The organism is Mycobacterium sp. 2YAF39, assembly GCF_052114565.1.
In the GTDB taxonomy this organism is placed as follows: Bacteria; Actinomycetota; Actinomycetes; order Mycobacteriales; family Mycobacteriaceae; genus Mycobacterium.
On sequence record NZ_JBFREZ010000013.1, the window covers coordinates 1 to 17,881 of the forward strand.

General features: G+C 64.9%; 18 protein-coding genes. 7 read left to right on the plus strand and 11 right to left on the minus strand.

The annotated features are described in order from the left end of the window. Positions 1 to 105: 105 nt before the first annotated feature. A complete protein-coding gene (locus tag AB4Z42_RS26175; RefSeq protein ID WP_442012159.1) occupies positions 106 to 1,293 on the plus strand; it encodes an IS481 family transposase in 1,188 nt (395 codons plus the stop codon). A gap of 87 nt (positions 1,294 to 1,380) precedes the next feature. Here AB4Z42_RS26175 and AB4Z42_RS26180 read toward each other — a convergent pair whose 3' ends face one another. Both AB4Z42_RS26180 and AB4Z42_RS26185 read right to left on the minus strand, forming a co-directional pair. Continuing rightward, on the minus strand, positions 1,381 to 1,809 hold the full coding sequence (locus tag AB4Z42_RS26180) for an MmpS family transport accessory protein (protein ID WP_442012160.1): 429 nt from the start codon (positions 1,807 to 1,809) through the stop codon (positions 1,381 to 1,383). A 218-nt stretch (positions 1,810 to 2,027) separates the two neighbouring features. Then, entirely contained in the window at positions 2,028 to 3,095 is a 1,068-nt protein-coding gene (locus AB4Z42_RS26185) for an amidohydrolase family protein (RefSeq protein WP_442012161.1), read from the minus strand. A gap of 85 nt (positions 3,096 to 3,180) precedes the next feature. On the opposite strand from AB4Z42_RS26185, the gene AB4Z42_RS26190 reads away from it, so the two are divergent. After that, positions 3,181 to 3,537 (plus strand): DUF2510 domain-containing protein, encoded by a 357-nt coding sequence (locus AB4Z42_RS26190; protein ID WP_442012162.1) that lies wholly within the window; start codon positions 3,181 to 3,183, stop codon positions 3,535 to 3,537. Positions 3,538 to 3,540: 3 nt separating this feature from the next. Here AB4Z42_RS26190 and AB4Z42_RS26195 read toward each other — a convergent pair whose 3' ends face one another. Continuing rightward, on the minus strand, positions 3,541 to 4,548 hold the full coding sequence (locus tag AB4Z42_RS26195) for an oxygenase MpaB family protein (protein ID WP_442012163.1): 1,008 nt from the start codon (positions 4,546 to 4,548) through the stop codon (positions 3,541 to 3,543). Between the two features lie 74 nt (positions 4,549 to 4,622). On the opposite strand from AB4Z42_RS26195, the gene AB4Z42_RS26200 reads away from it, so the two are divergent. Next, a complete protein-coding gene (locus AB4Z42_RS26200) occupies positions 4,623 to 5,207 on the plus strand; it encodes a TetR/AcrR family transcriptional regulator (RefSeq protein WP_442012164.1) in 585 nt (194 codons plus the stop codon). Between the two features lie 3 nt (positions 5,208 to 5,210). On the opposite strand, the gene AB4Z42_RS26205 is transcribed toward AB4Z42_RS26200, so the two are convergent. Then, on the minus strand, positions 5,211 to 5,636 hold the full coding sequence (locus AB4Z42_RS26205) for a PASTA domain-containing protein (RefSeq protein WP_442012165.1): 426 nt from the start codon (positions 5,634 to 5,636) through the stop codon (positions 5,211 to 5,213). A gap of 225 nt (positions 5,637 to 5,861) precedes the next feature. Here AB4Z42_RS26205 and AB4Z42_RS26210 point away from each other — a divergent pair, with 225 nt between their 5' ends. The 4 genes from AB4Z42_RS26210 to phoU all read left to right on the plus strand — a co-directional run bounded on the left by AB4Z42_RS26210 (position 5,862) and on the right by phoU (position 11,076). Further along, a complete protein-coding gene (locus AB4Z42_RS26210) occupies positions 5,862 to 6,875 on the plus strand; it encodes an acyl-ACP desaturase (RefSeq protein ID WP_442012166.1) in 1,014 nt (337 codons plus the stop codon). Beyond that, a complete protein-coding gene (dusB, locus tag AB4Z42_RS26215) occupies positions 6,863 to 8,026 on the plus strand; it encodes a tRNA dihydrouridine synthase DusB (protein ID WP_442012277.1) in 1,164 nt (387 codons plus the stop codon). The genes AB4Z42_RS26210 and dusB overlap by 13 nt, the downstream gene beginning before the upstream one ends. A 207-nt stretch (positions 8,027 to 8,233) precedes the next feature. Further along, positions 8,234 to 10,306, plus strand: coding sequence for an LCP family glycopolymer transferase (locus AB4Z42_RS26220; RefSeq protein ID WP_442012167.1), 2,073 nt, complete (start codon positions 8,234 to 8,236; stop codon positions 10,304 to 10,306). A gap of 104 nt (positions 10,307 to 10,410) precedes the next feature. Further along, positions 10,411 to 11,076 carry a phosphate signaling complex protein PhoU gene (gene phoU / locus AB4Z42_RS26225; RefSeq protein ID WP_442012168.1) on the plus strand — a complete coding sequence of 222 codons (666 nt, stop codon included), beginning with the start codon at positions 10,411 to 10,413 and terminating at the stop codon, positions 11,074 to 11,076. 12 nt (positions 11,077 to 11,088) lie between these two features. On the opposite strand, the gene AB4Z42_RS26230 is transcribed toward phoU, so the two are convergent. The 7 genes from AB4Z42_RS26230 to AB4Z42_RS26260 all read right to left on the minus strand — a co-directional run bounded on the left by AB4Z42_RS26230 (position 11,089) and on the right by AB4Z42_RS26260 (position 17,788). After that, positions 11,089 to 12,015, minus strand: a complete 927-nt coding sequence (locus tag AB4Z42_RS26230; protein ID WP_442012169.1) for an NADP-dependent oxidoreductase — start codon at positions 12,013 to 12,015, stop codon at positions 11,089 to 11,091. A 35-nt stretch (positions 12,016 to 12,050) separates the two neighbouring features. After that, entirely contained in the window at positions 12,051 to 12,827 is a 777-nt protein-coding gene (gene pstB / locus AB4Z42_RS26235; protein ID WP_442012170.1) for a phosphate ABC transporter ATP-binding protein PstB, read from the minus strand. Positions 12,828 to 12,836: 9 nt separating this feature from the next. After that, positions 12,837 to 13,754: a phosphate ABC transporter permease PstA gene (gene pstA, locus AB4Z42_RS26240; RefSeq protein WP_442012171.1), complete on the minus strand. Its 918-nt coding sequence runs from the start codon at positions 13,752 to 13,754 to the stop codon at positions 12,837 to 12,839. After that, on the minus strand, positions 13,751 to 14,800 hold the full coding sequence (pstC, locus tag AB4Z42_RS26245) for a phosphate ABC transporter permease subunit PstC (RefSeq protein ID WP_442012172.1): 1,050 nt from the start codon (positions 14,798 to 14,800) through the stop codon (positions 13,751 to 13,753). Before pstC ends, pstA begins: the two co-directional genes overlap by 4 nt. Positions 14,801 to 14,847: 47 nt before the next feature. Next, complete coding sequence (gene pstS, locus AB4Z42_RS26250) at positions 14,848 to 15,993, minus strand: phosphate ABC transporter substrate-binding protein PstS (protein WP_442012173.1); 1,146 nt, start codon at positions 15,991 to 15,993, stop codon at positions 14,848 to 14,850. A gap of 101 nt (positions 15,994 to 16,094) precedes the next feature. Then, positions 16,095 to 17,012: a mycothiol synthase gene (gene mshD, locus AB4Z42_RS26255; protein ID WP_442012174.1), complete on the minus strand. Its 918-nt coding sequence runs from the start codon at positions 17,010 to 17,012 to the stop codon at positions 16,095 to 16,097. Then, entirely contained in the window at positions 17,009 to 17,788 is a 780-nt protein-coding gene (locus AB4Z42_RS26260; protein ID WP_442012175.1) for a winged helix-turn-helix transcriptional regulator, read from the minus strand. Before AB4Z42_RS26260 ends, mshD begins: the two co-directional genes overlap by 4 nt. Positions 17,789 to 17,881 lie beyond the last annotated feature (93 nt).

The following is a 17,881-nucleotide window of genomic DNA, read 5'->3' on the forward strand; positions in this document are numbered from 1 at the left end:
GTGTATGACGTCGGTTGATGCTTGACGTTTCTATGTCGGGTGATGCCTGACGGTGTTTCGGCTGATGCTTGACAGTGGTTTCGGCTGATCCTTGACACTCTCTTGATGAGGGAGTTGAGCGTGGCCGAGCAGAGGTATCAGGCCGTGTTGGCAGTGATCAGTGATGGCTTGTCGGTGTCGCAGGCCGCCCAGAAGGTGGGGGTGTCGCGGCAGACGCTGCACACCTGGTTGGCCCGCTATGAGGCCGAGGGTCTTGAGGGGTTAGTGGATCGGTCGCATCGGCCGGTGTCGTGTCCGCATCAGATGCCGGCGGCGGTGGAAGCCGCGATGTTGGAGTTGCGGCGGTCGCGTCCGTATTGGGGGCCGCGGCGGTTGGTGTTCGAGCTGGCGAAACGCAAGGTGTCTCCGGTGCCCTCGGAGTCGGCGGTGTATCGGGCGTTGATACGGGCGGCGATGATCGACCCCGGTACGCGGGATCGGCGCTCGCGCAAGTGGAAACGCTGGGAACGCAGTCGGTCGATGGAGCTGTGGCAGATGGATGTCGTGGGCGGGTTTCCGATTGCTGATGGCACCAGCGCCAAGGTGTTGACCGGGATCGACGATCACTCCCGGATGTGTGTCTGTGCGAGGGTGATGGCCGCTGAGCGCACCCGGGCGGTGTGTGACGGGCTGCGGGCTGCGCTGGGGACCTTCGGGGCGCCCGAGCAGATCTTGACCGATAACGGCAAGGTGTTCACCGGGCGGTTTCACCATCCGCCGGTGGAGGTGCTCTTCGACGCGATCTGTCGTGAGCATGGGATCGAGCATCTGTTGACTCAGCCGCGCAGCCCGACCACGACGGGCAAGATCGAGCGGTTCCATCGCAGTCTGCGTACCGAGTTCCTCGGTGAGCATGCCGTTTTCGGCACAGTCAAGATTGCGCAGCGGGCCCTCGATGAATGGGTGCACTACTACAACACCGCGCGGCCTCATCAGTCGTTGAAGATGGACACCCCCGCCCAGCGGTTCAGCGCCGCCGCCCCGACCCATCCACCGGCGACCGCAACGGTGAGCACCGGTGATCACACCGATGAACACTGGGTCAGCCGCAAGGTCTGCGCCAATGGCATCGTCTGCGTGTCCTGGCAACAGGTGTCGGTCGGGGTGCATCGCGCAGRGGCGCGGTGCGACATCCATGTCGATGGCGACCTGCTGCGGTTCTGGATCGGCGATGAACTGGTCAAGACCGCCGCCCGAACCAGCCGCGGCGAGGTAAGAAAGAAACGGGCCGCCCGCACCCGCGAGCAGGCCTAACACCACACAGAGTGTCAAGGATCAACCGAACTAGATCGGTCAACCATCACCCGACTCTGAACAGAGCCGCGCGTTACCCCTGCGGCGTCAGCGGTCGAACACGCAGTGCGCGTCGCCGCCGTCGGGCTTCTCCGCAACCACCTTGCCTTGGAGCGTGATCCTGCAGCCGGGGCTCGTCTCCCCCTTGCCGACGACCACGACCTGCAGCTGGGTCACGTCTGGCGTAATCGTAACGGTGCTGCTCCACGGAAGCGGCACGTCATAGAGGCGATCGGGACCCGAAGGGACAAGGTCGATTGTCAACGCGCTGCCAGTTCCGGTCACCTCGAACACGACGGTTTCGGGCTTGCCTCCCGTTGTGGCAGGGGTGGGCGACTCGTCAGTCGCCTGAGCGGATGTCGCGCTGGCTGCGGACGAGGGCGGGGCTTTCTGCGCCTTCTCCTCCGGTGAGCACGCGGGAACCGCAAAGAATACTGTGAGCGCGGCGGCGGAAAGAGCCACGAGCTTCGCGTGCATTGATGTCAAGGCGAGCTTTCCTCAGTTGCAGATGCCATAGTCGGGCAGATCCGTCATTCGGCGATCCTCGAGCGTCCCGAGTATGTCAGTCACGATGACCCAGGGCGGTGAAACGACCAATGCGGTTGTGGCGTGGAAGATTCCGTTCCGCGACCACCTCCTCGGCTCGAGTGAGCGGTCGGGTTCGAAATCAGCCGTCCACCGAACTCATCGCAACATCACGCTGCGCATATCGGCGGCGCCTGGTCCGGCAGTCCCAGCAGGGTGAAGTAGCTCTGCCCGAGTGCGATGTCCCGGAAAGCGTTGTCGCTGAGGTACTTGTTGATCTGGCTGGTCACGTCGAGCTCCTGCTCGTACACCGAGAAATCCTTGTTCCGCGAGGCGACAAAGTCCGTTCCCGGGATGATTCGCGACGAGTACTGGTCGAAGAAGGGAACGTATTGGTCCCTGATCGACTCGTTCGAGAAGTATGAATCCTCGAGGATCCGCCAACTGATATCCAGGTAGAGGTTCGGGTGCTGGTCCATGAGGCGCCGGAGGGTGTCGATGTGCAGCCTCGGGTCCATCGTCGTGAGCTCGTTCGACAGGCCCATATGCGGCCAGACGATCTTGTTGGCGGGGTAAAGGTTCAGCGCGGCCTCCATCAGATAGAGGTACTTCAGCGGTTCCACTTCGTTGCCCAGATCGGAATGGATGGTGATCGGCATGCCACGCCGACGGAGTTCATCCATGAACGGCCGCCAGGCGACGATGTCCTCGATCCCCGCCGGCCGCGCGGCGTTGCCCCACAGCGCCTGTTTGATCAGGTTGACTTCGCCCATCCATGTGAATTCGCCCGGGAATGCCGCGTCGAGCTGGCGCATCTGGTCGAGAATGCCTGCGGGATTGGCCAGATCGGGAAAGGTCATCGACAGCGTGAGATGGACTCCGTCGATCGGAGTCCGCGCGACATCCTGTGCGTTTTCGATGTCGTTCTTCGGACTCGGCAGAACGGGTGTACCCAGGCAGGCGAGGTAGTAGGTGCACGACGAGCCCTCCGGCAGGATCTGACCGATGCCGTAGAGGTTCACGAAACGAACTCCGGTTTCCCTCCAGTAGCCGCCCAGTTCCGTCAGCGGTATGCCGGGTCCGCCGAAGGGGCGAGGGTGGAGATGGCTGTCGACCACCGAGGTGTAGGGCTGAGTCTTGCGATCGAAGCAACCGGCGTCGGCAAGCGCAGGACCGGCCCACGCCGCGGCGGTGACGATCGTGGCCGTCGTCGCCGACAGAACCAGCCACTTCCTCATTCCACCTCCCGGGCAGGTCGCAGAAATGGTGCCACAGGCGCCGGTGGCACGCGCCGGTTCAGGAGCGACGAAGTAATCTCACGGTGTGCTTCACCGGCAGGTCCGGCGCCCGATGTGGCAACGCCATCCCGTTGTCACCGGCACCGCTGCGCTCGTGGCCCTCTGGTGGCTCGCCAACGGGTGGGACGGGGCCATCGCCATCACCGTGGTCATCGGGTTGCTCATCGGCGTCGATCGCCGCAGGCGGGCACACAACATCCGCGATGCCGGTCTGCGGGCCCGCGCCGACTACGAACACCGGCTCAGCCTGGCCGGTGATCAACGGGGCGTGTTCGGCCGGTATCCACCGATTCAGCCGGGCTGGTTCCGCGATCCCCAAAACCGTTGTCAGGTGCGCTATTTCGACGGCGCGATGTGGACTCACCACATCATTCGCCGATAGTACTCAGACCTTCGGGGAGTAGTAGTGCGGGTCGTCGCGATACTCGACGGGCGGCAGATTGCGGGCCGGGGTTTCGACCAGCGGCGAGTCGGCGGGTAACCGGCCGGTCGCGCGGTCCCATGCCGAGCGCTTCCGCGGATGCATCATCATGCGCTTGGGCAACAGCTTGACGATCCGGTACACCACATTGCCGAACAGCCGATGTAGCCGCTCCTGTCTGGGCGACCAGGTGTAGCCCATCAGTTCGCGCACCGGCGGGTCGAAGAGGCCGACGGTCGTGAAATTGAAGAACTTCTGCATCCCCGCGACGTTGAGCCGCCACAGCCAGTCCGGCATCCACTCCAGCGAGGGATGCTTGGTCATCGACGAAAGGTCGAGCACCTCGCGTGCGGCCCAGTTGTTCTCCAACACGTTGTGGCACATGTGATCCCAGTACTCCTGGAACTCTTCCCACGATGCCGGCACCGGCCGCATGCTCATGCCGTACATCCGGTACCACGTGATGTGCTCGTCGAAGAGCTGACGCTTCTGAGCCTCGGTGAGTCCACCACCGAGCCATTCCGCGGCCAGCAGTGTCGACTTGAAGAACGTCGCGTGCGCCCAGTAGAAAACGTCGGGGTTCAGCGCGCTGTACCGGCGGCCCTGATCGTCGACTCCCTTGATCCCGATGTGGTAGTCGCGGACCTGCGCCCCGGTCTTGGGTGCGCGGTCACCGTCGAACACCACACCCCCGATCGGGTAAACCGAGCGGTACAGGCGCGGCATCCGCTCCATGAAGAAGATCGAGTGCTGCTGCACAGCGGCGCCCAGCTGCGGGTGCATGTTCTGCATCGACCCCGCCCACGGGCCTTGGAGCATCCCGGTCCACTTGCCGAAGTACTTCCAGGTCAGCGAGTCGGGTCCGAGCGGCTGTGGCGGGGCGTCATATCCGCCCGACGTCACCGGGCAACCCGCTGCCACAGCGGCGCCCTCTTGACTCGCCGGGCATGCCGCAGACGTATCTTGAGTCACTGATGAAGCTTCCCATCCAGTCAGGATGACCTATTCTGACTACAGGCGTTGTCACAATGGAGTCTAGGAGGGATGTGTCTTCGGGTCAACGACGGGGCCGCTGGTCCGGTGTGCCGCTGCAGGATCGTCAGGCGTTGCGCCGCGACGAACTGATCGCAGCCGGCGTCGCATGCCTGGGCAGCGCGCAGGGTCCTGACCTGACGGTACGGGCGGTGTGCCGGTCGGCCGGCCTCACCGAGCGCTACTTCTACGAGAGCTTCGCCGACCGAGACGAGTTCGTCCGCGCGGTATATGACGATGTGTGCGCGCGAGCGATGGCGGCGTTGACGACGGCCAAGACCCCCCGCGACGCGGTCGAGCAGTTCGTGGCCCTGATGGTCGACGATCCCGCACGCGGCAGGGTGCTGCTGCTGGCCCCGGAGAAGGAACCTGTGCTGACCCGTTCGGGCGCCGAATGGATGCCGAGCTTCATCGACCTGGTGCAACACAAGCTCACCCGAATCGGCGACCCCGCCCAGGCGGCCATGGTCGCCACCGGGCTGATCGGTGCGTTGACGGCGTTGTTCACCGCGTACTTGAACGGCAGACTCGCAGCGACCCGAGAGCAGTTCATCGACTACTGCGTCGAGATGCTGATGAACCGGGTGTCGACCTACTGACCCCTACTCGTCGGGCGTGGAGACCTCTTCGAGCGATTGCTGTTCCTCTTCCGCAGCCTGCTTCTCGGCCTCTGACTTGGCAGCGCCGCCGAGCGGACTCGCCACGGAAGCACCGGGATTCTTGGCCGTGGCATATGCGCCGTCGCAGTTCAGCACGACGTTCACCTGGCCGCCGTCGTCCGCGCCATCGCGCAGGAACGATGCGTCGTATGCGTTGGTGACGATGCAGTCGCCCTCGTCGAGCTTGTCGCCGAACCGCGATGCGATGACCGCGCTGCCGCCGTCGTCCTCGATCGCCGTCTTGGCGTCTGAGTACGTCTGGCCCACGACATCCGGAGCAGCCGATGCGGTACCGGCCCCGAACAGCACCGCCGCGGCCGCGGCGGTGGCGACCACCGGACCAGCCCCTAGAACGATGAGCTTCTTCACGTGCGCCCGACCTCCACTGTCCGTGTATCCATACGGTTGTTGGCCGTAGCCTATTGCCTCTCCGCGTACCCCGCCACCGCTTGCGAACTACTCATACTGGGTAACCGATTTCCGGAGTCCAGCTACTTCTGTTGTAACGCGGATGTGATCGTAGCGACTTGAATGTCACCGGGGTACACAGATATATTGAGTGCTACCAACAGGTACAGATAATTTGGGAGAGCGATGTCGAAGGAATTGTCGGACCTGCAGCTGCTCCGCGAGCTCGAACCGGTGGTCGAGAAGAACATCAATCGGCACCTTTCGATGCGCAAGGACTGGAACCCGCACGACTACATCCCCTGGCGCGAAGGCAAGAACTATTACGCCCTCGGCGGCCAGGACTGGCACCCTGAGCAATCCAAGCTGTCCGAGGTCGCCCAAGTTGCGATGCTCACCAACCTTCTGACCGAGGACAACCTGCCGTCCTATCACCGCGAGATCGCGATGAACTTCAGCATGGACGGCCCATGGGGCTTCTGGGTGAACCGGTGGACGACCGAGGAAAACCGGCACGGTATCGCGCTGCGCGACTACCTCGTCGTCACCCGCGCGATCGATCCTGTCGAACTCGAGCAGCTGCGCATCGAGCAGGTGACCCGTGGCTTCTCCCCCGGCCAGAACCAGCAGCTGGCTGTCGAGGCGGACCTGTTCGCCGATAGCCTGTTCGACTCCGTCACCTACGTGACGTTCCAGGAGCTGGCCACCCGCGTCTCGCACCGCAACACCGGCAGGGCGTGCAACGAGCCCATCGCCGACCAACTGCTGCAACGCATTTCGGCCGACGAGAACCTGCACATGATCTTCTACCGGGATGTGTCGGCCGCTGGATTCGACCTCGCGCCCAACCAGGCGATGCGCGCGCTGCACAAGGTGCTGACCCACTTCCGGATGCCCGGCTACACGATTCCGGACTTCCGGCGTAAGGCGGTCACCATCGCCTCCGGCGGCGTCTATGACCCGCGCATCCACCTCGACGACGTGGTCATGCCGGTGCTGAAGAAATGGCGCATCTTCGAGCGCGACGACTTCACCGGTGACGCCGCCCGTATGCAGGAGGACCTGGGCGCACACGTCCAGGAGCTCGAGGAAACCTGCGTGAAGTTCGAGATCGCCAAGGAGCGCAGGCTCGAGCGCATCGCGAAGGTGGCCGAGAAGAAGGCCGCCAAGAACCTTCTGGTGGGGTCATCAGCGTCCTAACCGACGCTCGCTCGGCACTGCAGATCGGTCCCATCGCTTTACGTAGTCCGGTCGTGCTCGCGCCGATGGCGGGCGTCACCAACGTTGCCTTCCGCACGCTGTGCCGTGAACTGGAGCTGGCCAGAGCCGGCACGGTCAGCGGGCTCTACGTCTGCGAGATGGTGACGGCACGAGCTCTCGTCGAACGCCATCCGGCGACCATGCACATGGTCACCTTCGCCGACGACGAGACCCCGCGATCGCTTCAGCTCTACTCGGTCGACCCGGAGAACACCTTCGCCGCGGCGCGAATGATCGCCACCGAGGGCCTGGCCGATCACATCGACATGAACTTCGGCTGCCCGGTCCCCAAGGTCACCCGTCGCGGTGGCGGTGCGGCGCTGCCGTTCAAACGCAGACTGTTCGGTCAGATCGTTGCGGCCGCGGTCCGGGCAACCGAGGGCACGGACATCCCCGTGACCGTGAAGTTCCGGATCGGAATCGATGATTCTCATCACACTCATCTCGATGCGGGCCGGATCGCCGCCGAGGAGGGCGCGGCCGCCGTCGCGCTGCACGCCCGCACTGCCGCGCAGCGTTACTCCGGCGAAGCCGACTGGGAACAGATCGCGGCCCTGAAACAGCACGTCAGCGCCGTTCCCGTACTAGGCAATGGCGACATCTTCGAAGCACGTGACGCACTGGCGATGATGGATGCGACCGGCTGCGACGGAGTGGTCATCGGCCGCGGCTGCCTTGGCAGGCCATGGCTGTTCGCCGAACTGTCGGCGGCTTTCACCGGCGTGCCCACGGCGACGCCGCCGACACTCGGCGAGGTCGCGGCCATCATCGCCCGTCATGGCGAACTGCTCGCGGCCCACTTCGGCGAGGACAAGGGCATGCGCGACATCCGCAAGCACGTCGCCTGGTATCTGCACGGCTTCCCCGCCGGCGCCGACTTGCGACGATCGTTGGCGCTGGTCAAGACGCTGACAGAACTGCAGACGCTCCTGGGGACCCTCGACCCGGAGATCCCGTTTCCTGCGGCGGCAATGGGGCCGCGCGGGCGGCAGGGATCGCCTGCCGCAGTGGCTCTGCCCCACGGCTGGCTAACAGATCCCGATGATTGCACGGTGCCCGCGGGCGCCGAGGTCATGAACTCCGGAGGCTAATTCGTCGCAGGGACGTGTCGGGTCGTCTCTAACCTGAGACGAACTCGACATCACAACTCTCAGGATGTCTCAGTACGATATGAGTCTCGTTTGTAATGGGCTCCAACGTCGGAGCCGCGCAGGGTGCTGTGACCTGGAAGGAAGCGCTGCGTACGCCGGGGCGCAGCGTTGCGCACGGTATTCGAAGAGTCGGAGGCCCGTAGAAGCATGAGTGACGGCGATAGCGCCACTCCTGGCCGTCATGGTCAGGGTGACTCGTCGACACCTGAGGGCCCCTCGGACGCCTACCCCTGGCTTACCCGAAGCGCTCGGCCATCGCCAGGCGCCGCGCCGTGGGAACGCGCACACGTCTCCGACGACGACGCACCCCCCGCCTCCGCGTCCGGCCACCACACCGACGGCGTCTCCGTCGCCGACCTGATCGCCAAGCTGAACGGCGACAGCGCCGTCCCCGCGGAACTCAAGCAACGCCGTTCCGAACTCAGCTCGCCTCCGCCTCCGCCTACCGAGATCATCGACGCCGTCTCGGCGTTGGCGCGCCACGAGCGGCCCGCCGAGCCGGCCTACGGAGCGGACCTCGACAGCCCGGACACCGAGATCATCCCCGCGATCGAAGTGCCTGCGTCCGATCTGCCCGATCTTGCGTTGGCCCACCGGCAGGACCGCGTGCCGCCGTCACACATCGGCAGGGGCCATCGACCGCTCGATCAGCGCTCCCCTCATCGCGGCCGCCGCAAGTCGATGATCATCGGCCGCGCGATCACCGCCGTGATCGCGGTGCTTGCACTTGCGCTGACCGGAGGCGCGTGGCAGTGGCAGTCGGCGAAGAACAACATGCTTAACCGGATCTCGGCGCTGGACCCCGATTCCCGTGACATCGTCGACCCGAACGCACAGTTCGGCGATGAGAACTTCTTGATCGTCGGCGTGGACAGCCGCATGGGTGAGAACGTCGACATGGGGGCGGGCACCACCGACGAGGCGGCAGGCGCGCGCTCGGACACGGTGATGCTGGTGAACATCCCCGCGAACCGGGAACGCGTTGTGGCGGTGTCATTTCCGCGAGATCTGTCCATCCAGCCAATGAAGTGCGAACCCTGGGATCCGAAGACCCGCCAGTACGGCCCGATCACCGATCCCGAGTCGCCGATGTACGGGCAAGACGAGGTGTCCACCGAATACAAGCTGAATTCCGCGTACGCCGTCGGTGGGCCGAAGTGTCTGGTGAAGGTCATCCAGAAGATGTCGGGGCTGTACATAAACCGATTCATGGCAGTGGATTTCGCCGGATTCTCGAAGATGGTCGATGCGCTCGGCGGCGTCGAGGTGTGCAGCACCACCCCGCTGGAGGATTACGAGCTGGGCACCGTGCTGTCCAACGCCGGCCGCCAGCGGATCGACGGTCACACCGCGCTCCAGTACGTCCGGGCCCGTCAGGTGACGACGGAGACCAACGGCGACTACGGCCGAATCAAGCGCCAGCAGCTGTTCCTGTCCTCGCTGCTGCGCTCGATGATCTCCAAGGAAGTGTTCTTCTCACTGTCCAAGCTCAACAACGTCGTCAACATGTTCATCAACGACAGCTATGTCGACAACATGGACACCAAGGACCTTGTCACCCTGGGTCAATCGGTTCAAGGCATCGCCGCCGGCCGTATCACCTTCCTGACCGTGCCGACCACGGGATACATGGACGAGTACGGCAACGAGCATCTTCGCGAGGAAGACAACCGGGCCATCTTCGACGCGATCATCAACGACGATCCGTTGCCCGAGGAGAAGAACGCCGACAACACCCCGGTGCCCGGCACTCCCGAGAGTCACACCCAGACAACGAGTCAGGACGCAGCTCCCGCAACCGAACTCGTCGACACGATCACGACCAACCCGCACGACATCACCGTGCAGGTATCTAATTCGACCGGCGAGGACGGGTTGGGACAGACCGCCGCCGGCGAACTCCAGACGCACGGTTTCAACGTCATCTCGCCCGACGACTACCCCGGTCCGGTGGACACCACGACGGTGTTCTTCTCGCCGGGCAATGAACAGGCCGCAGCTACCGTCGCCTCGTCCTTCCCGAACTCGACCATCGAGCGGGCCACCAACCTCGGCGACGTCGTCCAGGTGGTGCTCGGCAGCGACTTCTACTCGGTGACCTCGCCACCCTCGAGTGGCTCTCCGGTGCAGGTCCACGTGGGTAAAAGCACCGAAAGCACCCCGACCAACCTGCCCGAGGATCTGACGGTCACCAACGCCGCGGACACCACCTGCGAATAGTCGCGGGTCCGGTGGCGATGTCGGACTCTGGGCATGTGCCATTCACCTGGCGTTCACCCCGCACGTCGTGACGTTGTCACTGTCCAGACCGTAGGGTGGGATGCATGCGAACCGCGTACCACGACCAGTTGGATCAGCTAACTGAACAGCTCGGGGACATGTGCGGGCTGGCAGGCGCGGCGATGGAGCGTGCAACCCAGGCCCTGTTGCAGGCCGATCTCGTTCTGGCCGAACAGGTAATCGACGACCATGAGCAGATCGTCGCGATGAGCGCGCGCGCCGAGGAGTCCGCGTTCGTGCTGCTCGCCCTGCAGGCGCCGGTCGCAGGTGACCTCCGCTCGATCGTCACTGCGATTCAGATCGTCGCCGACGTCGACCGGATGGGGGCCCTGGCCCTGCACGTCGCCAAGATCGCCCGGCGCCGCCATCCCCAGCATGCGTTGCCCGAAGAGGTCAACGGCTATTTCGCCGAAATGGGCCGGGTGGCAGTCGAATTGGGCAACAGCGCCCAAGAGGTACTGGTCACCCGCGATCCGGAGAAGGCGGCACGCATCAGCGAAGAAGACGATGCGATGGACGATCTGCACAAGCACCTCTTCACCGTGCTGATGGACCGCGAGTGGAAGCACGGTGTCACCGCGGCGGTCGATGTGACGCTGCTCAGCCGGTTCTACGAGCGCTTCGCCGACCACGCAGTAGAGATCGCGCGGCGAGTCATCTTCCAGGCCACCGGCAATCTCCCCGAAGAGGACAAACTCGCTTCGCGCTGACCGGCGCTTCGGTCAGGGACGCAGGACCAATTTACCTCTCGTATGCCGCTTTTCGAGCGTGCGATAGGCCTCCTGCACGTCGTCGAGTGGAAACACTTGCGCCACAGGCAATTCGAGATCTCCGCTTGCGATCAGGGCCGCCAATTCGGCCAGTACGTCGGCATTCGACGCGTCGGCGTTGCCTGCAGACCGAACCCCGAAGCGTTCGACGGCCGCAAAATCGATGATCGTGTCGATTCGGCCCGGCGCGATTCCCAGCTCGTTGACAGCGAGTTCCACGTAGCCACCGCCGAAGAAGTCCAGAAGCGCGTCGACCCGGCCCGTCGAGGAGGCGGCCCGTAGCCGATTCGCAAGATCGTCACCGTAATTGACCGGCGTGACGCCGTGTGCGGTGAGCCATTCGTCATTACCCGGCCCGGCGATGCCGATCACCTCCGCGCCTGCGCGCTTTGCGAGCTGAACGGCGACCGAACCGACACCGCCCGCGGCGCCGGCGACGGCCACCACGTCCTTGTCGGTCAGTCCCACCGCACGGACGGCCGCATACGCGGTGGTGCCCACCACGTACAGGCCGCCGGCGACGTCCCAGGACAGGGCAGCGGGTTTGGGCGTCAACTGACTGTCGGGGACGACGACGAACTCCGCCTGGCTCTTCCGAGTTTCGGAGAAGCCCAGCACTTCGTCGCCCACCGCGAAGCGGTCGACGCCAGGACCGACCTCGGCCACCACGCCTGCGAGGTCGCTGCCCTGCCCCGACGGGAACGTCGCGGGAAACCGTTCGTGCATTGCGCCCCGGCGGATCATCGCCTCACCGGGGTTGATGCCCGCCGCCTTCACGGCGACCAGCACCTCGCCGTCGTGGGCCACGGGTTTGGCGACGTCACGCACCTCGAGCACGTCGACTTCCCCGTATTCGTCGAACTGCACTGCCTTGCTCATGACAGTTACGACCGTGATCGGGCGTGAGCTATTCCCTAGCCGAAGCGGCCCGAGATGTAATCCTCGGTGGCCTTCTCGTTCGGGTTGGAGAAGATCTTCTCGGTGTCATCGATCTCGACGAGCTTGCCGGGTTTGCCGGTTGCCTCGAGATTGAAGAAAGCCGTCTGGTCGCTGACCCGCGCGGCCTGCTGCATGTTGTGCGTGACGATGACGATCGTGAAGTCCTGCTTGAGCTCCGCGATCAGATCCTCGATGGCCAGCGTCGAGATCGGGTCCAGCGCCGAGCAGGGCTCATCCATCAGGAGCACGTCAGGCTGCACCGCGATCGCGCGGGCGATGCACAGTCGCTGCTGCTGGCCGCCGGACAGACTGCCGCCGGGTTTGTCGAGGCGGTCCTTGACCTCGTTCCACAGGTTGGCGCCCTTCAGCGAGCGCTCCGCGACCTCGTCGAGAGTCTTCTTGTTGCGCACACCCTGCAGCTTCAGTCCGGCCACCACGTTGTCGCGAATTGACATGGTGGGGAAAGGGTTCGGCCGCTGGAACACCATGCCGATGGTCTTGCGAACACCGACCGGGTCGACACCGGCTCCGTAGATGTCCTCGCCGTCCAGCAGCACCGATCCCTCGACGCGCGCGCCGGGGATGACCTCGTGCATGCGGTTCAGCGTGCGAAGCACCGTCGACTTACCGCAGCCGGACGGGCCGATGAAGGCCGTCACGCTGCGGGGCTGAACCGACAGCGCGACCTCGGCGACAGCCTTGAACGAGCCGTAATAGATGTTGACGTCTTTGAGATCTAGCCTCTTGGCCATTGCAGACTCCTAAACCTTCTTGGGTGCAAAGAACTTGGCGATGAACCGGGCACCGATGTTGAGCGCTGCGATCAGCACGATGAGTGTGAACGCCGCGCCCCAGAGTCGGTCTGTCGGAACCGGATTGGCACCGGCACCGGCTGACGTCTGGTCGTACATCATGCCGGGCAGCGAGCCCATGAAGCCGCTGAACATGTCGAAGTTCATGGCCTGCGCGTAGCCGACGAGGATGAGCAGCGGAGCCGTCTCCCCCATGACGCGCGCCAGCGCGAGCAGGACGCCTGTGACGATGCCCGACAGTGCCGTCGGAATCACGATGGCGGAGATGGTTTTCCACTTGGGCACACCGAGCGCGTAGCTCGCCTCGCGCAAGTCCATCGGCACGATCCGCAGCATCTCTTCTGTGGAGCGGACGATCACCGGGATCATCAACAACACGAGCGCCAGCGACACCGCGAAACCCGACCGCTGGAAGCCCAGCGTCGCGACCCACAGGGCGTAGACGAACAGCGCGGCGACGATCGACGGAACGCCGGTGAGGATGTCGACCATGAAGGTGGTCAGCTTGCCCATCCGGGTACCGCCGCCGTACTCGACCAGATAGATACCGACGAACACGCCGATCGGAATGGAGATGACCGCACAGATCAGGCCTTGCAACAGGGTGCCGATAATCGCGTGGTACGCGCCGCCGCCCGCCTGGAACGCCGTCATACCTGCCTGCGAGTTGAACCACCAGGTGCTCGACGTCACCGCGCCGAAGCCCTTGACCACCACCGTGAGCAGCACCCAGATCAGGGGGACCACAGCGACGAGCACCGACCCCGTGATGAGCACGGTGGCAACGTTGTTGGTGACCTTGCGCCGGAGGCTGACACCTTGGAAGGTGGGCGCCTTGACCGGTTGGTCCAGTGATGCCGTTGTCATGATGCGGACCGGTCCTTTCCGGACACCGCGGCGCGGGCCAGTGTATTCACCACGAATGTCAGGATGAACAGCACGAGGCCGGCGGCGATGTAGGCCCCCGCTTTGTACTGGTCGTTGAATTCCGATGCGGCCGAAGCGATCTTGCTCGCGAAGGTGTAGCCCGCGTCGAACAGCGACCATCCGAATGCCTGCTGCGTGCCGCGCAGGATGATCAGCAGCGCGATGGTCTCACCGAGAGCACGGCCGAGGCCGAGCATCGCGCCGCTGATGTAGCCGGAGAGCCCGAACGGCAGCACCGTCGTGCGGACCACTTCCCAGCGGGTGGCACCCAATGCCAGCGCCGCCTCGATGTGTCCGCGCGGCGTCTGGATGAACACCTCGCGAGCGACCGCGGTGATGATCGGCAGGATCATCACCGCCAGCACGATGCCGGCGGTGAATATCGTTCCGCCGCCGGCGACCGAGGCATTGCCGGTCTGGAACAAGAAGAGCCAGGACAGGTTGTCGTTCAACCACATCGCGAACGGTTTGATCGCCGGCGCAAGGACATACAGGCCCCATACGCCGTAGATGATCGACGGCACGGCGGCGAGCAGGTCGACCATGTACGCCAGCGGGCCGGATACCCGCCGCGGCGCGTACTGGGTCAGGTAGATCGCGATCCCCAACGCCACCGGCATGGCGAGGAGCAACGCGAACACCGACACGAACACCGTCACCTGCAGCAGATCGAGAATGCCGAACTTCATCGCGGACGTGTTCGTGGTGACCCAGTTGCCGCTGTAGAGCAGGAAGTTCGCCTGGTTGCGGCCGAGCGCCGGAATGGCACGCCAGAGCAGGAAGAATCCGATCGCCGCGATGATGACGACGATCAGGACACCGGATCCTTCCGCCAGCCAGCGGAAGATCCGGTCTCCCATCCTCACTTTGGAGTTCCTCGACGGATCGGTGGAGATGGGCTCGGGCTCGCCGATAGGCACTGCCAAAGCCTCGCCTGATCCTGCGTCCAACGGATTCGGTGTTGTCACTTCGACCCTATCGGTCATTTGTCGCCGCACCCATCTTCGCCGGTTTGGTGCTGTCTCGCCACAGGCTAGGCAGTTGACCCGATGGCGTCGATGGACGTCACCAAGCGCTTCTTGAAGGCGTCCGGCAACGGGACGTACCCGGCGGCCGAAAGGTTCGCCTGGCCGTCGTTGGCTGCCACCGACAGGAACGACTTGACCGCCTCTGCCGTCTCGGCGTCATAGCCCTTGGAGCAGACGATCTCGTAGGTCGCCAGTACCAGCGGATAGGCACCTGCCTCCTGCGTGCCGTACAACGAAGCCAGGTCGAGCGTGAGGTCATTGCCCTCGGCGACGAACTTGGCCGCGTTGATGGCCTTTCCGGCCGATTCGTCGGTCAATTCGACTGCGCCGCTGCCGTTGTCGATCTGCGCGAAGGGGATACCGGCCTGGGACGCGAAGCCCTTCTCGACGTACCCGATGGCACCCGGGGTCGCCTGCACGGCCTGTGCCACACCGGCGGACTTCTGTGCGCCCTCACCGGCGCCGCCCTGGAACTCGCTGCCGTCGCCCTTGGTCCACGCGCCCGCCGAGGCGGCCTCGAGGTACTTCTGGAAGTTGTCGGTGGTGCCCGACGAGTCCGACCGGAAGATCGGGGTGACATCGGTGTCGGGCAGCGTGACGCCCTCGTTCAGCGCGGCGATGGCCGGGTCGTTCCACTTCTTGATCTGACCCTGGAAGATTTTGGCGAGCGTGTCGCCGTTGAGCACCAGCTTGTCGACGCCCGGGAGGTTGTAGGCCATCGCGATCGGACCGAACACCAGCGGCAGATTCCACGCCGGATTGTCGCCGCAGCGTTTGGCGGCCGCCGCGACCTGGTCGCCCTTCAGCGCGGAGTCGGAACCGGCGAAATCGACGTTCCCTGCGATGAACTGCTCGCGGCCCGCGCCGGACCCGGTCGGGTTGTAGGACAGGTTCTTGCCCGAGCAGCTCTGGCCCCACACCTTGTTGAATTCGGCGATGGCGTTCTGCTGAGCCGTCGAACCCTCGGCGGTGAGGGAGTTCTTGCCGCCGCAATCGGCGGACGCCGACGACGACCCGCTCGCACCCGAGGAGCCGCTGCCGCTGTTGTTGTCACTACCGCAGGCGGACAGCGTCAACGCAGCGATCGCCGCTGCGGACAGGACCATCCCGAAGGGCGTGCCGATGCCCTTGCCAATGCTGTTGAGCTTCACTTATCCCACTTTCGTTTGACGGCGTTGAACTCCCCGGCAACGTATGCTGTGGCGGTGGACGGAGCAGGGATGGAAAGTGAACGGCCGGTGAACAGGTCCAGCTAGTTCCCAGTTTTGAGGGCATAAGCGGCATCGACGGAGGCGACGTCGAAACCCAGACGGCTGTAGGTCTTTACGGCTGCGGAGTTGTCCGCCTCGACGTAGAGCATCACCGAAGCCAGTGAACTTGCTGTTAGAGCCCCGGCGAGGTGGTGCAGGCCGACGAGAGTGAGCGCGGCGCCGAGCCCCCGGCCCTGTGCGGCGGGGTCGACACCGACGACGTAGACCTCGCCGAGATCGCTGTTGTGCACCTTGGTCCAGTGGAAGCCCAACAGCCTTCCGGTCGCTTCGTCGACGGCCAGGAATACGCCGTCGGGGTCGAACCACGACTCGCCGCGGCGCTCGGCGATGTCGGCGTCGGTCCAGCCGCCCTGTTCTGGATGCCAGGCGAACGCCGCATTGTTGACGCGCAATAGCTCGGCATCGTCGGCAGGCCCCGAATAGGTCTCGATGCGCACGCCGTCGGGAATCGTCGCCTCGGGCAGATCACCGAGCGGCCGTCGCATCTGCAGCAGTTCCCGTACGACGGCCAATCCGAGCGCCTCCGCGGTGGCGCGGGCGGCCTCGATGTTGCCGTGCGCCCAGATGCGCGCACCGTCGCCGCCCTCGGCCAGCCCCGCCCGCGCCATCGCCGAACCGACGCCGTGGCGGCGGGCCGAAGGATGCACGACGAGTTCGGCCATCGGCGGTGCCTCGTCGTCGGCGGGCGCGAGGTTGAGATAGCCAAGGATGTCGCGATCGCCGCCGTCGCCGGCGACTGCGAGCAGGTGCCGGGTGCGGTCGTGGCTCAGTTCTCGCAGCACCTGATCGCCGACGGGTGCGACACCATCGAAGGCCTTCGCCGCGGCCACGAGCTCCCTGATACGGCCCTGATCGTCATCGGACAGACCGGTCCGCCAGGCGATGTCTGAACGGGTCACTGACTGCGCAGCGGGTCGGCAAGCGGCTCGGGCACCGCGTCGTAACCGTCGGGATCGTCCATTCCCCGATCCTCGGAGGGATCGGTCTCCGGCGCCGGGGTGCGCCCGCGCGCGGGCCGGACAGCCTTGTAGCCGACGTTGCGCACGGTGCCGATCAGCGACTCGTACTCCGTGCCGAGCTTGGCGCGCAGGCGCCGCACGTGCACATCGACGGTGCGGGTGCCGCCGAAGAAGTCATATCCCCAGACCTCCTGCAGCAATTGCGCGCGGGTGAACACCCGGCCCGCATGCTGCGCGAGGTACTTCAGGAGCTCGAATTCCTTGTAGGTGAGATCCAGCGGCCGACCGCGCAGCCGCGCGGTGTAGGTGCCCTCGTCGATCACGAGCTCGCCCAGGCTGATCTTGCCGACGTTCTCCTGGTTCGCCGCGCCGCCGCGGCGGCCGACGAGCAGCCGCAGCCTGGCGTCGATCTCGGCCGGCCCGGTGCTCGGGAGCAGGATGTCGTCGAGACCCCATTCGACGTTGACGGCCACCAGCCCGCCCTCGTTGACGACAGCGACCACGGGCACCGACGTTCCGGTCGTGCCCAGCAGACGGCACAGGCCGCGCGCGGCGGCCAGATCCGTGCGCGCATCGACGATCGCCACATCCGCGTTGCCGGCTTCCAGAAGTGAGGAAACCTCGGTCGGCGCGGTCCGCACGTTATGTGCGAGCAGCGACAACGATGGCAGGACGGATTCCGGGTGGGGATCGACGGTCAGTAGCAGTAGATCCAACTGGCCCTCCAGCAGCCATGGGGACCTCGCCCGGACATCGATGTCGGTCGGTGACTTCCCAGATTCATGCCTGTCATATGACCGTTACTCGGC

Excerpts from the sequence above, each read along its gene's own strand:
- AB4Z42_RS26180 (WP_442012160.1), bottom strand. The coding sequence starts at position 1,809 with ATGCACGCGAAGCTCGTGGCTCTTTCCGCCGCCGCGCTCACAGTATTC.
- AB4Z42_RS26185 (WP_442012161.1), bottom strand. The coding sequence starts at position 3,095 with ATGAGGAAGTGGCTGGTTCTGTCGGCGACGACGGCCACGATCGTCACC.
- AB4Z42_RS26210 (WP_442012166.1), top strand. The coding sequence starts at position 5,862 with ATGTCGAAGGAATTGTCGGACCTGCAGCTGCTCCGCGAGCTCGAACCG.
- AB4Z42_RS26220 (WP_442012167.1), top strand. The coding sequence starts at position 8,234 with ATGAGTGACGGCGATAGCGCCACTCCTGGCCGTCATGGTCAGGGTGAC.
- phoU (WP_442012168.1), top strand. The coding sequence starts at position 10,411 with ATGCGAACCGCGTACCACGACCAGTTGGATCAGCTAACTGAACAGCTC.
- AB4Z42_RS26230 (WP_442012169.1), bottom strand. The coding sequence starts at position 12,015 with ATGAGCAAGGCAGTGCAGTTCGACGAATACGGGGAAGTCGACGTGCTC.
- pstB (WP_442012170.1), bottom strand. The coding sequence starts at position 12,827 with ATGGCCAAGAGGCTAGATCTCAAAGACGTCAACATCTATTACGGCTCG.
- pstA (WP_442012171.1), bottom strand. The coding sequence starts at position 13,754 with ATGACAACGGCATCACTGGACCAACCGGTCAAGGCGCCCACCTTCCAA.
- pstC (WP_442012172.1), bottom strand. The coding sequence starts at position 14,800 with ATGACCGATAGGGTCGAAGTGACAACACCGAATCCGTTGGACGCAGGA.